14 protein-coding genes are annotated in these 16,650 nt (G+C 33.5%); 3 read left to right on the top strand and 11 right to left on the bottom strand.

Annotated features, from left to right (window positions below; translation table 11 throughout):
• Positions 1-2: 2 nt before the first annotated feature.
• Positions 3-1,157 carry a prephenate dehydratase gene (pheA, locus tag BM153_RS06300; protein ID WP_092871857.1) on the bottom strand — a complete coding sequence of 385 codons (1,155 nt, stop codon included), beginning with the start codon at positions 1,155-1,157 and terminating at the stop codon, positions 3-5.
• Between the two features lie 165 nt (positions 1,158-1,322).
• Between pheA and BM153_RS06295 the strand changes: the two genes are divergently transcribed.
• Positions 1,323-2,381 carry a DUF5050 domain-containing protein gene (locus BM153_RS06295; RefSeq protein ID WP_092871855.1) on the top strand — a complete coding sequence of 353 codons (1,059 nt, stop codon included), beginning with the start codon at positions 1,323-1,325 and terminating at the stop codon, positions 2,379-2,381.
• A 2-nt stretch (positions 2,382-2,383) separates the two neighbouring features.
• Here BM153_RS06295 and BM153_RS06290 read toward each other — a convergent pair whose 3' ends face one another.
• Positions 2,384-3,223 carry an AraC family transcriptional regulator gene (locus tag BM153_RS06290; RefSeq protein WP_092871853.1) on the bottom strand — a complete coding sequence of 280 codons (840 nt, stop codon included), beginning with the start codon at positions 3,221-3,223 and terminating at the stop codon, positions 2,384-2,386.
• A 229-nt stretch (positions 3,224-3,452) separates the two neighbouring features.
• Between BM153_RS06290 and dapF the strand changes: the two genes are divergently transcribed.
• Positions 3,453-4,304: a diaminopimelate epimerase gene (dapF, locus tag BM153_RS06285; RefSeq protein WP_092871851.1), complete on the top strand. Its 852-nt coding sequence runs from the start codon at positions 3,453-3,455 to the stop codon at positions 4,302-4,304.
• A gap of 162 nt (positions 4,305-4,466) precedes the next feature.
• Positions 4,467-6,233: an arginine--tRNA ligase gene (gene argS, locus BM153_RS06280; protein ID WP_092871849.1), complete on the top strand. Its 1,767-nt coding sequence runs from the start codon at positions 4,467-4,469 to the stop codon at positions 6,231-6,233.
• 558 nt (positions 6,234-6,791) lie between these two features.
• On the opposite strand, the gene BM153_RS06275 is transcribed toward argS, so the two are convergent.
• The 9 genes from BM153_RS06275 to BM153_RS06235 all read right to left on the bottom strand — a co-directional run bounded on the left by BM153_RS06275 (position 6,792) and on the right by BM153_RS06235 (position 16,634).
• Positions 6,792-8,891: a polyribonucleotide nucleotidyltransferase gene (locus BM153_RS06275; RefSeq protein WP_092871848.1), complete on the bottom strand. Its 2,100-nt coding sequence runs from the start codon at positions 8,889-8,891 to the stop codon at positions 6,792-6,794.
• Between the two features lie 249 nt (positions 8,892-9,140).
• Positions 9,141-9,407: a 30S ribosomal protein S15 gene (gene rpsO / locus BM153_RS06270; RefSeq protein ID WP_092871846.1), complete on the bottom strand. Its 267-nt coding sequence runs from the start codon at positions 9,405-9,407 to the stop codon at positions 9,141-9,143.
• A gap of 172 nt (positions 9,408-9,579) precedes the next feature.
• The gene (locus BM153_RS06265) at positions 9,580-10,287 is read right to left on the bottom strand and encodes an adenine nucleotide alpha hydrolase family protein (protein WP_092871844.1); all 708 of its coding nucleotides are present in this window, start codon (positions 10,285-10,287) and stop codon (positions 9,580-9,582) included.
• A 61-nt stretch (positions 10,288-10,348) separates the two neighbouring features.
• Entirely contained in the window at positions 10,349-10,786 is a 438-nt protein-coding gene (locus BM153_RS06260) for an RrF2 family transcriptional regulator (RefSeq protein WP_092871842.1), read from the bottom strand.
• Between the two features lie 195 nt (positions 10,787-10,981).
• Positions 10,982-11,878 carry an ECF transporter S component gene (locus tag BM153_RS06255; protein ID WP_242949086.1) on the bottom strand — a complete coding sequence of 299 codons (897 nt, stop codon included), beginning with the start codon at positions 11,876-11,878 and terminating at the stop codon, positions 10,982-10,984.
• A complete protein-coding gene (locus BM153_RS06250) occupies positions 11,857-13,599 on the bottom strand; it encodes an ABC transporter ATP-binding protein (RefSeq protein WP_092871840.1) in 1,743 nt (580 codons plus the stop codon). Before BM153_RS06250 ends, BM153_RS06255 begins: the two co-directional genes overlap by 22 nt.
• The gene (locus BM153_RS06245; RefSeq protein ID WP_092871838.1) at positions 13,590-14,525 is read right to left on the bottom strand and encodes an energy-coupling factor transporter transmembrane component T; all 936 of its coding nucleotides are present in this window, start codon (positions 14,523-14,525) and stop codon (positions 13,590-13,592) included. Before BM153_RS06245 ends, BM153_RS06250 begins: the two co-directional genes overlap by 10 nt.
• A gap of 15 nt (positions 14,526-14,540) precedes the next feature.
• The gene (locus BM153_RS06240) at positions 14,541-15,056 is read right to left on the bottom strand and encodes a DUF4430 domain-containing protein (RefSeq protein ID WP_092871836.1); all 516 of its coding nucleotides are present in this window, start codon (positions 15,054-15,056) and stop codon (positions 14,541-14,543) included.
• Positions 15,057-15,191: 135 nt separating this feature from the next.
• Entirely contained in the window at positions 15,192-16,634 is a 1,443-nt protein-coding gene (locus BM153_RS06235; protein WP_092871834.1) for a TrkH family potassium uptake protein, read from the bottom strand.
• Positions 16,635-16,650 lie beyond the last annotated feature (16 nt).

Genomic DNA, 16,650 nt, shown 5'->3' with positions numbered 1-16,650 from the left:
GGTTAATTCTCCTTTTCATCAAGGCTTTTATAATTTCCAAGTACTTTCATGTTTCTAGCCTCTCCTCTTAAACCGCAAAGAGCATTTCTTACGGAAGAGTCCTTAATATTTCCCTCAAAGTCAATAAAAAATTTGTATTCCCATGGACGACCTTCCAAAGGTCTTGACTCGATTTTTATCATATTCAAATCGTTGTATATAAAATGTGAAAGAATATGATAAAGAGAACCGCTTGTATTATCTATCTCAAAACAAATGCTGATTTTATCTGCATCTTTTAAAAATACCTTTTGATTTGTTACAACTATAAATCTGGTGGAATTATTACTTTCAAAGTTTATCTTTTCTTTTAAAACCTCAAGTCCGTATAATTCTCCTGCATATGTGCTGGCAATAGCTGCCTGTGTTGCATCATTATCTTTTAAAATCTTTTGTGCCGCCATTGCCGTATTGGCCATGCTTATTTGTTCTATCTGTCTATGCTCAGATAAAAACTTCTGACATTGCATAAGCCCCTGAGGATGTGAATATACTCTTTTTATATCTGAAAGACAAGCCCCGGGAACCCCTAACAAAGCATGCTCAATTTTTAAAATCTTCTCTCCTACTATATAATTTTCAAACTCCACCAAAAGATCGTAAATATCAGTAACCATACCTGCCGTAGAATTTTCTATAGGCAAAACGGCATAATCACAAACTCCTTCTTCTATGGCCTCCATGGCATCTCTAAAGGTTGCAACATTTGAAATTGTTGAATTTTTTCCAAATAAACTTCTGGTTGCAATCTGGCTGTAAGCACCTTCTACCCCCTGGTAAACAACTTTTATATTTTCACTATCTAAAGCATCTATTGGAAAAAAAGAAAGCTTTCCCGAAGGATTGTTTTCATTCATTTTTTTGTATTGAAATTTACGGCTCATAGACATGATCTGCTCAAAAAGTTCTGTCAGTCCCTTCCGGTTAAAGTCGTTGTGGGCATAGGCTTTTATTTTTTCCAGTTTTGCCTTTTCCCTTTCCCTGTCAAAAACTTTTTTACCATTAGCAATTTTATATTCAGCAACTTCTCCTGCAATTTCCATTCTTTTTTCATACAGTTTCGCTATCTCACTGTCAACTTTGTCTATTTCCTGTCTGATTTCCAATAAATCTTTCATATCCTTCTCCTTTAGCACTTTTTCTCATCAGTATATACGATTTCTTTTTACACTACAAGAAACTATATTCATAAAAAAGTGTTAAAATAATATAAAAAATTTTTCGATATATTAAAGAGGGATATTTTTAGCAATTATCCTTATCTTCTTTGGAGGTGGAATTTCATGAAAAAAACTTTAGCTATAATTATATCAGTTCTATTAGTAATTGCACTTGTGCTTATTGGTTATCAATCATATCAAAGTTCCCTGACTGTTTTTAATGATGATGATGCCAATGGAAATACTTCCGGGAATCTGAACAATCTTGGACTTTTTTGTGAATACGAAGGAAAAGTTTATTTTTCAAATCCTGATGATAAGGGAAGACTTTACTGTATGAATCCTGATGAAAGTGAACCCCAAAAAATGTCCAATGATTATGCCACAAGTATTAATGCCTATGGAAATTATGTTTTTTATACAATAGGTCTGGCATCAAATCCTGACGATGAAAATGCTACTAAAGACTCTACCAACAGCTTTTTAGGCGTATCTCCAAAAGCTGCCAATTACTTAACCCGAGTTGATATAAAAGACGGTAAAAACAGACTTGTCCTTGATGATGAACCGTCTATGAAGGCGGCACTTATCGGAAATTATATTTATTATATCCACTATGAATCATCCACTTATTCAAACCTTTATAAGGTAAAAATAGACGGAGAAGAACAGGAAAAACTTAACAATGAACCTATTAACACAGCCGGAGCATTTAAGCATATTTTATATACAAATACAGAAGGTACCTATCAAAAAATGCTTTTGTGGGACACCACTCAAAACAGCATAAAAGAAATATTTGACGGTGATGTATATTATTGCAGCAGCAATAATGGTACTGAAATCTACTACATGGATTGTGATAACGGATACGGTATTTCAAAGCTTGATTTAACCACTAACAAAGTTACAAAAATAGTTACAGACAGAATTGAAAATTTCAATCTCACTAACAATTATATTTATTATCAAAAAAATGATCCAGAGGTGTTATGCAGATGTGACCTGGATGGTAAAAATGAAATAGAAATAGCAAAAGGCTATTATCAACATATAAATGTCACAAGCCAATACATTTATTTCAGTGATTTCAGCAAAAGAAGTTCTATTGGTACGATTTATCATGCTTCGGTGAAAAGACCCCAGGAAGTATCTGTATTTTCACCGGGGGGACCGGAATAAGGCTATTTTTCACCGGGATTTTTCTTATATATTTTCTTATATGAACGCAAAAAGGAGGTATAGTCATTAAAGCCTCCTTTTTTTGCCGCCATCATAACCGGCATACCAGTGGCAATATAGGCTGCTGCTTTTTTACATCTTTTGACAGTAACATAATTGTGAAGTGTATAACCTGTTTCATCTTTAAATTTGTGCATCAGATAATATTTACTGAGAAAAAATTTCTCGGAAATGGATTTTACGGACAATTCCTGGTCCAGATTTTCATTTATATAGTCTAATATTTCTGTAATTTTTGAGTCAAAGGCATAAGAATAATTACCTGTATCATAATTATCCACCACAAAAATCCTGTTAAGATATACCAGAAATTCTAAAAACAAGGATTTTTTTAGTATATCTTTTCCATAAGCGTCATTACCGGCTGCTGATTCCCTTTCCTCTATTAAAAGTTCTATGACTCTTTTCATTTTTTCCTGAATTTTTTCATCTGTTCTGATGAGATTGTAGCTTTTTTCCAATGCTTTAACAAAACAAGCGTTTAAGTTGCAATCCCTGCTGCTTTCTCTTTGTAAAAAATCAGAATTAACATATATTATAAGCCTATCATAGGTAATTCCTGCATCTATAACCGGCTTATGAATGTTAAAAGCATCCACCAGCAAAATATCCCAGGGTTTTAGGTGATATGCCTTTCCTTCAATAATATATGTTACTTCCCCGGAAAGAAATACTATTATTTTTTTAAATTCATGATAATGAAAATTATATTCTTTTTTTTGCCTGTCACATATATGAAAAAGTTTAAAATCAGCCTCTAGATATCCCTTTTTTTCTTCCATCTTTATCTCCCTTTGATTAATGATTATATTATCCTCTACTACTTTTATTGTTTGTAAAAATTTTTGTCCTATTAATTATATCTTATTAGTAAAGCGTTCAAAAGCACTTTTTGCAAGTTTTACAACATTTAATGGCATTTATTTCGCATTTTTTATCTATTATAATAAAACAGACAAAGGAAATAAACTGATTAATATAAATATTCTTATTTATGAAAGAGGAAAAGTTATGAATAAAACAATTACATTAAAAAAATATCACGGTTTAGGAAATGATTATCTCGTATTAGATCCAAATAAAAATGAAGTTAAACTTTTAGAAAGAAATATACAATTATTATGCCAGAGAAATTTTGGTGTGGGTGCTGACGGTATCCTTTATGGTCCTTTAAAAACAGAAGATGGAAAATTTGGTTTAAAAATCTTTAATCCTGACGGATACGAAGCAGAAAAAAGTGGAAACGGCATTAGAATTTTTGCCAAATATCTTTTAGATGAAAATTACATCAATGAAAAGTCTGTTACTATTTCTACTATTGCAGGTGACATTGATGTGGAATTTTTAGACGAAACCGGAGAAAAAATGAAAGTTGATATGGGAACAGTAAACTTTTCTACAGCTGATATTCCTGTGAATATAGATAAGGACGAAGTAATTAATGAGCCATTAACCTTTAATGGAAATCTTTACAACTGCACCTGTCTTTCCCTTGGAAATCCTCATTGTGTAATTATGTTAGAGGATGTTTCAGGTGCCCTGGCAAAAGAGTTAGGTCCTTATGTTGAAAATTCAGAATATTTTCCAAAAAGAGTCAATATGCTTTTATTAAAAGTAATAGACAAAAAAACACTCCAGATTGAAATTTACGAAAGAGGCGCCGGATACACACTCGCTTCCGGAAGCAGTGCCTGTGCAGCCGCAGCTGCTGCCCACAGATTAGGCCTTATTGATAATGAAGTTACAGTTGAAATGCCTGGTGGAGATTTGTTAATAGAAATATCAAAAGATAAAAAAATCTTTATGACAGGAAGCGTTACCTACGTTGCAAACTTCACTCTTGCCGAAAACTTTTTCGCTTAAGGCTACAAAAATTAAATACTTATGATATAATAGGTTGTTGCAAAAACAAATTAGTCGTAACTTTACTCTACCTTATTCTCACGCGACTGATTAAGCAACAGCCTTATTTTTATTATTTATAATTAGACTATTATTATATAAAACATACTTATGGAGGAAAAAATGGATAAAATACTTGATATTATCACAGCAAAAATAACTAAAGGTTTTATCGCCTGTGAATATGATGAAAGTTATGGAAAAGTCACCATCTCTAACAGACCTGACCTTTGCGATTTCCAATGCAACGGAGCTTTGGCAGCTGCCAAAAAATACAAAAAAGCTCCTATGATGATTGCAACTGATGTACTTGAAAAAATTAAAGATGATCCTGACTTTGAAAGTGTTGAAGCTGTAAATCCTGGATTTTTAAATATCAGAATTTCCAATACATTTCTTGCTGATTATGCAAATGAAATGGCTTCATCAGAGAAATTAGGTCTTGCTTTGGTTAAAGAACCTAAAAAAATCGTTATTGATTATGGCGGCCCAAATGTTGCAAAGCCATTGCATGTTGGACATCTCCGTTCTGCAATTATAGGTGAAAGCATTAAAAGAAATGCCCGTTTCTTAGGTCACGATATCATCGGTGATATACACCTTGGTGACTGGGGTCTTCAAATGGGACTTATTATTACAGAATTACAGGAAAGACAGCCATCTTTAGTTTATTTTGATGATGAATATAAAGGTGATTATCCAAAAGAACCACCATTTACCATATCGGAATTAGAAGAAATTTACCCTACTGCCAGCAAAAAATCTAAAGAAGATGATGATTACAAAGAAAGAGCCATGACTGCCACCCTAAATCTTCAGCAGGGAAAACCTGGCTATAGGGCTTTATGGCAGCACATTTTAAATGTTTCCGTAAGTGATTTAAAGAAAAATTATGAAAAATTAAAAGTAGACTTTGATTTATGGAATGGAGAATCTACAGTTCAGGAAGTAATTCCTCCAATGGTAAAACGCCTTAAAGATGAAGGATATGCCCATGAAAGTGAAGGAGCCCTTGTTGTGGATGTTGCAAGAGAAGATGATACAAAAGAAATTCCTCCATGCATGATTTTAAAATCTGACGGTGCTTCTCTTTATAATACAACTGACCTGGCTACCATTACTGAAAGAGTAAGATTATATAACCCAAATCAGATTATTTATGTTGTAGATAAAAGACAGTCTTTGTATTTTGAGCAAATATTCAGATGTGCCAGAAAGACTAAAATGGTTACTGATGATACACAACTTGATTTCGTAGGTTTTGGTACCATGAACGGAAAAGACGGAAAGCCTTTTAAAACCAGAGCCGGTGGAGTTATGCGATTAGAATCCTTATTAAATGAAATTGATGAAGGAATGTATAAAAAAATCAATGAAAATGAAAGCATGTCCGAAGCCGAAGCCAGAGATACTTCTAAAAAAGTCGCTTTAGCTGCCATTAAATACGGAGACCTTTCTAATCAGGCTACAAAAGATTATATTTTTGACATTGATAAGTTTACCTCCTTTGAGGGAAATACCGGTCCATATATTCTTTACACCATTGTACGCATCAAATCTATTCTTGAAAAATACAATGCTACTTCTACCCTGCCTGAGGATGCTAAAATTAATCCTGCTTCCAATAGCGTAGAAAAGAATTTATTGTTATTACTTACAAGATTTAACAGCGTTATAGAAAACAGCTTCAATGAGTTGGCACCACATAAAATATGTGCCTTTATTTACGAAATAGCCAATGAATTTAATCATTTCTATCACGAAACAAAGATTCTGACCCAGGAAGATGAAGAAAAGAAAAACGGCTGGATTTGCCTATTAAATCTTACAAAATCCGTTTTGGAGACCTGTATTTACATCCTTGGTTTTGATGCACCGGAAAAAATGTAAAAATTAAAAAACTTTAGATTAAACTACCCCTGTTTTAGACAGGGGTATATTTTTGTATTAAAATAATAATATTTTAAGTTATTTTTTTAACTAATAGTCAATATCTTCCAATCAATTACTATTTATTGCATCTGTAAAATATCTAAAAAAAAAAATAGCAAATACCCGTTTTTGCTGTTTTTTAAGGAGATAAGCGCTGACATATATACCTATCTCAGTATTTAATTAAAAAGACTTTTTACATCTACTATATTACATACTTTTCATAGCTTTGTCAACATAGTTTATTATTTTTTGTCATTTTTTGTTGAGTTTCATTTGAATTTTTTAATAATTAATAAAGAAATATAATGTTTTATTTAGTTTTATGTTATATGCACAAAGATTTTTTCACATTCAACTATTAGTACAATAATTATCTATAAAAATTACTAAATTTTAGCTATCATTATAATACAATATTTGTTTTAAAGAGTCAATTTGGTAAAAAAGGCGAAAACAGATTTTTACGCTCTTTGCGTATTTCTGTTTCCGCCTGATTGTTCATATAATTATTTTTTATTTCTGATATTTAGCTACATCTTTCATGCTAAAGCTGATTCTTCCCATCTTGTCTTTTCCAAGGCATACAACTGTAACTTTGTCTCCAAGAGTAAGCTCATCTTCAACTCTTTTGATTCTATGGTTAGAAATCTGTGAAATATGAACCATTCCCTCTTTTCCTGGAGCAAATTCAACGAAGGCACCGAATTCTTTAATTCCAACTACCTCTCCTTTGAAAATCTGTCCCTCTTCAAAATCAAGATTGATAATTCTAATCATCTCAGCTGCTTTTTCCATGTTTTCAGCATCAAGACCACAGATTGAAACAAATCCGTCATCTGTAATATCAATTTTAACATCTGTTCTTTCAATAATGGTATTAATAGTCTTTCCACGCTGTCCAACAACATCACCAATCTTGGCAGGATCAATCTGAAGCTGAATAATCTTAGGAGCATATTCTCCAACATGATCTCTTGGTTTATCTATAACCGGATTCATAACATTGTCAAGGATGTACATTCTTGCCTGTTTTGTTCTGGCTATTGCTTCCTTGATTATGTCATTTGTAAGACCGTGGATTTTAATGTCCATCTGAATAGCTGTGATACCTTTTTCGGTTCCTGCCACTTTAAAGTCCATATCACCAAAGAAGTCTTCCAGACCCTGAATATCTGTAAGTACAAGATAATCATCATCTGTCTCACCTGTAACAAGACCGCAAGATATACCTGCTACCGGTCTTTTTATAGGAACACCTGCTGCCATTAAAGAAAGTGATGATGCACAAACACTGGCCTGAGATGTAGAACCGTTTGACTCAAATGTTTCTGATACAGTTCTAATAGCATATGGGAATTCTGCTTCTGAAGGAAGTACAGGAACCAAAGCTCTCTCTGCCAAAGCACCATGACCAATTTCTCTACGTCCAGGACCTCTTGAAGGTCTTGTTTCTCCTACTGAATAAGATGGGAAATTGTAATGATGCATATATCTCTTGGAATCCTTTGTTTCATCAAGCCCATCTATCTTTTGAGCTTCTGATAACGGTGCAAGAGTACAGATGTTACAAATCTGTGTTTGTCCTCTTGTAAACATACCTGAGCCATGAACTCTAGGAATGAGATCAATCTCTGCTGCCAAAGGTCTGATTTCATCTATAGCTCTTCCATCAGGTCTCTTGTGATCCTTAAGAATCATCTTTCTAACAGTCTTTTTCTGATATTGATATACCGCATCATCAACCCATGGAATCCATTCTTCGTTAATCTCTGTGAAATGCTCTACTACTCTGTCCTTCATAGCACTGATGTTTGCATCCCTAACCTGCTTATCATCAGTAAATACTGCTTCTTCCATCTCTTGTACAGGTATGAAATCAACTAAAGCTTTAACTATCTCCTCTGGAACTGAGAAACTTTCATATTCGCTTTTTTCTTTTCCGCATTCTTCAACGATTTTATCAATAAACTGAATAATTTCCTGATTTAGTTTGTGCGCTTCAAAAATCGCCTCAAGCATTTTATCCTCAGGTACTTCATTAGCACCTGCTTCAATCATAATAACCTTTGTTCTGGTAGATGCAACTGTAAGTGCAAGTTCAGAAACCAGTTTTTGCTGACTTGTAGGATTAAATATTAATTCACCGTCTATAAGTCCAACCTGTGTGGCAGCTGTAGGTCCATCAAAAGGAATATCTGAAATAGCTGTTGCAATAGCAGATCCAAGCATAGCTGTAAGCTCAGGTGAACAATCCGGATCAACTGATAATACAAGATTATCAAGGGTTACATCATTTCTGTAATCCTTAGGAAAAAGTGGTCTCATTGGACGATCGATAACACGGCAGGTAAGTACTGCATTCTCTGATGCTTTTCCCTCTCTTTTATTAAATCCTCCCGGTATTTTTCCCACAGCATACATCTTTTCTTCGTATTCAACGCTAAGAGGGAAGAAATCAATTCCTTCTCTTGGCTTTTCTGAAGCTGTAGCTGTAGATAACACTGTTGTGTCTCCGTAGTGCATAAGAGCAGCACCATTAGCCTGTTTTGCCACTCTGTCAACATCTACAGTAAGTGTTCTTCCTGCTAATTCCATAGAAAAACTTTTGTACATTCTTTAGTCTCCTTATAAAAAAATTTTTAGTACTAAATTTTCCTTACCGAAACTACTGAAAAAAACACTTATACCCTTTTATGAGAATATTAAAAGGAATTTCTTAAATCCGTTTTTTTATTTCTCATGAATGCAACTCCACCGCGTTCAAATTATAAATGTAAATTTCAGTGGTCTCGGATTAATATTAAAAATTTAGCACTACTAACATGTAAAACGGGACGGAAATAAATCCGTCCCTGAAAAAAATTATTTTCTAATACCAAGACGTTCGATTAAGCTACGATATCTTTCAATATCAATTTTCTTTAAATATGCGAGTAAACGTCTTCTTTGACCAACCATCTTGAGAAGACCTCTTCTTGAATGATGATCTTTTTTGTGTACTTTTAAGTGCTCTGTTAATTCTTTGATTCTGGCTGTAAGGATAGCTACCTGAACCTCAGGTGATCCTGTGTCGCCTTCTGTACGAGCGTACTCTTTAATAATTGCTTCTTTCTTTTCTTTTGCGATCATGTCTAATCCTCCTAGAATAAAAATAATATACCAAATACTAAGATAAAGGTTGGAGATTCCTGCATCTGAGTATTAGCTAATTAATCATACCTGACCATTTTAACATAGCTAAATTTAAATGTAAAGTTATAAAAATACTTCTACCGAGAAGTTTCATCAGTAATAATAAAAATCAATAATTATCTAAAAAACTTACCTTTTTTCCATCTTCAATATAGGAAATTACAGTGCTCAAATTGACATTTTCAACACTTTTAAAAATATTTGAGTCTATAAATGGACTTTCAATTCTAAATTTGTCAATTAATTTATCAAGATAATCTTTTTCTTTTTTCTTATAAGAAAGCCCGTTAAATTCGGTAAAAGCATAAATATTTTCATCTTTTATCAGATAAAGAGGACTTATTATTCTAAGACTTTCCTCTTTTTCATCAGGCAGGTAGGTATCAATTTTTCCTTCAAATAACATGGACTTCAGAGTCTTTTTTACGCAATCATCAAAGTTTAATCCAATGGCTATTTTATTAAATCCTGACTCTTTAGCCTTTGAAATAATCTTTTTTTTGATTTCTCCGTTAAATTCTTTATTAAATCCTCTCTCCCCTGAAAATAAAGAAACTTTTTCATATTCATCAAAAAGTGTAATATTCAAATCTTTATCTATTTGAAGAAATTTCAATTCAAAGCTCTTTTCTCCATATTTTTTTAACTGGTTTAATAAAAAGGCTGTTAAATCTGACTTTAAATCTCCCGAAACAATGGATAAAATCCTGTCATTTTCATCTATAAGAGAATAATTCTTAATCCCTTTTATGAATTTGCTCCATATCTTTTTTCTGTAGGTTTTATTTATACTTCTTTCAATCTCTTTATAATCCATTTTTGAATCCTGTAATTATGTTTTTAATTTTGCAACATGACCCTATAGAAATTAATGTTGTTTAAATATTATAATTTCCGTTTTTGGCCATTTCCCATTCCACTAAATCTGCCAGGGTTACATTGTCAACCACGTCATTTATGGCATCATTTAATTTTTTCCAGAGCATGATTGTAACACAATCATCTTCCTTATCGCAACAATTACTATCATCAAATTCAAGGCACATAACCGGTGCCAGACTACCTTCAGTCAACCTCAAAATCATACCTGTAGTATATTCCTCCGGTTTTTTTGTCAATAAATATCCCCCCTGGGGTCCTCTGACACTTCTTACATAACCGGATTTATTTAAAATAGATACTATCTGTTCAAGATATTTTTCTGATATTCCCTGTCTGGCCGCAATATCTTTAATTCTAACCGGCGATCCATTAGAATGCATAGTCATATCCAACATCATTCTTAATGCATATCTTCCTTTTGTAGAAATCTTCAAGTTTACTCCTCCTTGTAATTAGGTTCTTTGATACAATTTTTCTTTACAACTCAATTCTTTATTTCAAATTTTTTATCACTTAATTCTTTATATCCTACTTTTTTCTCTTTGTCTATCGGAATACAAGGGATTAATATCTTTATTTTACCATATTACAAATTTTTGTAAAGGAGTAGGCTTTTTTTAGGTGATAAATCAGACCAAAAGCCCGTATTTTTTCTTTATTCTTTCAAGTTTTTCTATCATGCCCTTGGATATCAACCATAAAAATATCACTACAGAGGTTGCATGAGCCAAATCTACCGGAATACCACTTATATAAATTCCTATAATTCCTTCAATGGTTATGTGACTGGTGTACATAATAAGTGCCGCCGGATTCATTATGCCTCCATATATAAAAATCGCCGCCAGAAAACCAAACAGACACAGGGAAACTCTCGTTCTTTTAAGTAAACCTTTTCTAAACAATACCCCTGCCACAAATCCGATAATCCCTGCTGAAAACATTTGCCAGGGTGTCCAGGGACCTTGGCCAAAGAAGAAATTGGAGATAAACATTGACACTGCTCCCACTAAAAATCCCGCTTCCGGTCCGAAGGTTACTCCTGAAATAATAATAATTGCCAGTATAGGCTTAAACATGGGCACCATAATAAAGGCTGTTCTTCCAAGCACTGCTATGGCGGAAAGCACCGCTATTACAATAAGTTCCCTTGTCTGGGGCTTTCTTGATTCAAATCCCATGAAAAACGGAATTATTGCATAAAACATAAGCATTATTCCTATAAAGGTATATTTCCTGTCTCCCATAAACAGTATGCCAAATGCTATTGTAAGGGGGCTCATCAAAAGCAGGATAATTAATGTAACAATTGTCCTTTTGGTTAATTTCTTGCTGGTCTCCTGTCTTGAATAATAATCCTCTATGGAAACAAATATTTCATCCTGTGCATCTGTTTTTAAAACCCTAAAAAGCTTTGACAACTTTGATACCATGGGATTTTCAGGTATTGGCATCTTGTATTGTTCTATTTTTTTATCATCAAACCATAAATCCAGAAATTCATCTACATTTCTTTTTTCAGACATTTTATCACATCCTTTACTGTAACTGCTTTTGGGAAAAAGCTCCTTGCCATTCTATTGGCTGTTGTAGTGTAAAAACTGTTTCCTGAGAAAAAATCTGTAGGATTGTTCTGGGTAACAAGATTTCCATCAAAAAACATACCGCATCTGTCAGCATATCTGGCACAAAATTCTATGTCGTGAGAAATCATAAATATTGTCACACCGTGCTTTTTTAATGTTTGTAATATTCCTGCAAACTCATCTTTAAAAAAGCTGTCTAATCCCTTTGTTGGTTCGTCCATAAGAAGTATCTTAGGTCTTAATAACAATATTTTTGCCAGTGCCAGCCTTTGCTGTTCACCACCGCTTAAATCATAGGGATGCTGTGATAAAAGTCCCTCTATCCTGGTTACTTTTGCGATATTTTCTATTATTTCTTTCTTATCAAGACTTAGATTATAATCATCATTTAATCTTTCCTTGGGACCTCCAAGCATTTCAAACAGCTCCAGTTCAACTGTTTTTTTAACGAATAAGCTCTGGGGATTTTGTGGTACTACTCCTAAAAATGATGTAAAAAGCTCTTTATCCCTGTATTTTCTGATATCTTTACCGTTAATAAATATCTTTCCCCTGTATGGGACATTAATTCTGGATAATAAAGAAAGAGTTGTGCTTTTTCCAGTTCCGTTACCACCTAAAAGGCAATATATTTCACCTCTATTAATAGAAAGATTCAAGCCCTTTACTACATCAGGATATTCCCTTCCATATCTAAACCACACTTCTTTCATTTCCAAAACCGGCTTTTCTTTTGAAGTTTCAGAATTTTCATCAAATATTTTTAATCCGGAATCTCCCTTTTTATCAAGATATTCCCTTATCATGTCTTCTTTAACTGAATAGTTCTTTCTTGTGACTATATCACTGATATAGTTTCTTCCATCTCTTACTGTTAAAGGACTTTTTTCATCTGATTCCACATAAGAAGCTATTTGCATAGGTGCTGGCAGAGCCAAAAACATTTTATGTTTCAGTCGTCTTAATTCTTCACCAGCCTCCCTGGGATTTCCTTCTATTAATTTTTTTCCATTATCAATAACAATAATTTTAGTAGCATAAGGAAATATGTCTTCCAAACGATGTTCAGTCATGATAACAGTAGTTCCCAGATCCCTGTTTATCTTTTTAATGGTTTCAAGAAAATCTGATGCCGCAATAGGATCAAGCTGGGATGTAGGTTCGTCTAAAATAAGCACATCCGGATGCATAGCCATTATTGATGCCAGATTCAAAAGCTGTTTTTGTCCTCCTGAAAGTTCTGTTACATTTCTGTAAAACCATTGCTGAATACCAAAATAAGATGCCATTTCGGCCACTCTTAGCCTTATACTGGAAGTGGAAAAACCAAGACTTTCCAGCCCAAATGCCAATTCATGCCATACCTTATCTGTTACAATCTGATTATCTGGATTTTGCATAACATATCCTATTTTTGAACTTTGATTTCTTTCATCTATTTGACTTAAGGGTTTTCCCTTAAAATATATTTCACCCTTTTTATTCCCGTTGGGCGTAAGAACTGTTTTTAACTGTCTTAACAAGGTACTTTTTCCACAACCTGAGGTTCCACAGATTATATTAAAACTTCCCTCTTCAAAATTTATATTAATGTCACTTAAAGCACTTTTTTTAGCTTCAGGGTAAGAAAAGCTAAAATTTTCTATCTTTATCAGGTCCATAAACGATACCCCCTGTTCTCCTTTTTATTAATATTATTCCTTAAAGCTTTCCATTTGTATTTGTCATAAAGATCAACAATTACAGGAAGCATGCAAAATGTTAAATAGCTTAAAAATGTAATACAGCTGTATAAGTCTAAGGGGATTCCCTTTACCTTTACTATAGGATCATAAGAAACATAACAGTTTCCCGTAGAATTTCCCACAAAAAATGTAATAGCCAGTAAAATCATCACTATTAAAATCGCTCTGTCTCTTTTATCAAAACGATATATGGAAAAAGCTGTTCTTCCCTTTAACCCATAGCCTCTTGAACGCATGGAATCTGCCCTGTCAATGGCATTTTCCAAAGCCCAGGTTGTAAGAATCGATACTTTTTTTACACCGTTTTTAATTTTATCCGTGGTTTTTCCATTTGATGTATCTCTTCCAATACATTTTTGTCCATTTGCTATAACTCTCATATGGTTTCTAAGCATTGGTACAAATCTCAAAGTCATAGAAATCATCAAAGAAATTGATGGCATAATTTTACCAAAAAGATAAATAAACTTATCTGATGTCATTACCTCATTATAGCAGGCAAACCACAATAACACTTCGCAAAACATTGTAGCCATGGCAATACCGTATATTATTGTTTCAAGAGTCACGGGATTTCCTGTGGGAAGATAGGTAATAACCGTAACACCATAGTGATTAAACATTGGATTTGCAAGAGCTATTATTATCATCATTGGTAATATAAATAACAAATTATTTTTTAATGTCTTTTTTATACCATAAAGAATCAGGTTGTAGGAAAAAGCACTAAAAAAACTGATTGCCAAAAATACCGGATGCATAAGAAACATACTTACACATATTACAAATAAAAAAAAGAAAAAGCTTATCACAGGGTGATAGCTTGAAAAATTATCTTCCATTATGTCTGTCACCCCTTATTTCATTGAGTTATCGCCTACATCTTTTCCAAGGTCACAGGTATAGACAAATTCGATATTATCCCCATCTGAAACCTGGTATGAGCTGGCTCCGTAGTTTGGAAATTTTGAATTTACAGAAAACATCCAACCGGATTTTTCACCGGCATCATATTCATAAAGCTGATTGATTCCTTCTATATAGCTGGATTTGAAGGTAATTGAATAGGACGCTTCCATGTGGATATTGTTTTCTTCGCAAACCTGTTTAAGAATATCATAGACTGAAGCCCCTTTAAAAAAATCAACTTTGGTCGTGTCTAAAATTATTCCCTTTTCAGGCACAAAGTCCCTTTTAGATTCCTTCAATCTGTCCATATTATCTAAAAGGGTGTCACACTTAATTGAAATTGTGCAGCTTCCTCCGGGCTCATTGGTCATTTTTGAACTTATAAGTTCATCTGTGCTTTTACCGCAGGAACACAAAAGAAATAGCATTAAAGCTATTATTAGAACATTAAAATATCTCTTCATTTCTCTCCTCTTTTTAAAATATTTTCTAAAAACTCCATGTAACAAGACAACCTCCGACAAAAAAATTCTCTATTCTTATCGGAGGTTTTCTTCATTAACATTTTATTCTTTTTTTATTCATTATTCAAGACTATATTAACATCTCCATGTTCTTGGTGAAAGCATTACCAGAATAGGGAAAATTTCAAGTCTTCCAAAAAGCATATCAAACATCATTACCACCTTGGAAAAGTCCGTAAAAATTGAAAAATTACAGGTTGGGCCGACTTTTTCCAATCCGGGACCAATATTATTAAAGGTCGCCGCTATGGCTGTAAAATTTGTTGTAAAATCAAAATTATCAAAAAATGAAATAAGTATCATTGACACCATAAATATCAATGCATAAATAACAGTGTACACCGATATCATTCTTTCGGTGTCATCATTAATTACCCTACCATCTAAACGCACACTTGTGACACTTCTAGGATGGACATAACTTTTTACCGCCTTTATGCTAACCTTTATGCCTACCACAATACGAGATACCTTTATACCACCACCTGTACTTCCGGCACAGGCTCCTACAAACATTAACAGTACCAATATTGTTTTTGAAAAAATGGGCCAAGTATCAAAGTCACAGGTGGAAAAACCTGTTGTGGTTATAATGGATGCCACCTGGAAAAATGAATGATGTATTGCCTCAAATATATTTGAAAACATGTGGGCAATATTTATACTTATGGCAGCTACGCTGACAATAATTATTGCCAGATAAATCCTTACTTCTTCCATCCTTAATGCGTCTCTTAGCTTTTTTGCTACTATCAAATAATAAAAGCTGAAATTGACTCCAAAAAGAACCATAAAAACGGTAACAATAGCCTGAAGCTGGACTGAATAGCCGCCTAAACTGTCATTTTTTATACCAAATCCTCCTGTACCTGCTGTACCAAAGGATGTACAAATAGAGTCATAAATAGGCATTCCAAATATTATTAATAATATTATTTCAAAAATAGTAAGAAATGTATAAATCATATACAATATCAAAGCTGTATCCCTTAAATGGGGAACAAGTTTATTTACCTGGGGTCCAGGGCTTTCTGCCCTCATGAGATGAATGTTATTGCCTGCTGTCTTTGGAAAAACTGCCAACACAAATACAAATACACCCATACCCCCTATCCAGTGGGTAAAACTTCTCCATAAAAGAGAACATTTTGATAAGGCCTCCACATCATTTAATATACTGGCTCCTGTGGTAGTAAGTCCTGAAAAAGTCTCAAAAAGTGCATCTACATAATTTGGTATTTCATGGGTAAACCAAAATGGCAATGCTCCAAAAATTCCTATTATGAACCAGCATATGGCTACTGCTGAAAAACCTTCCTTTGAATAAAATTCTTTTTTCTTTTTATCTGCCAGAATCATCATAGGCAAACCAATGACAAAACATATAGCCATAGTTACAAGATAGGCAAAACCTTGTGTTTCTCTAAATACTGCTGCTGTTATACAAGGCAAAAGTAAAAAAGCACCCTCAAAATTAAGCACTAATCCGATAATATATAAAATAGCATATATATTCATAATATCCTCCCGGGAA

It is taken from the genome of Acetitomaculum ruminis DSM 5522 (assembly GCF_900112085.1).
In the GTDB taxonomy this organism is placed as follows: domain Bacteria; phylum Bacillota; class Clostridia; order Lachnospirales; family Lachnospiraceae; genus Acetitomaculum; species Acetitomaculum ruminis.
Note: the sequence above shows the minus strand (reverse complement) of the source record. Positions and strands in the feature narration are given on the sequence as shown.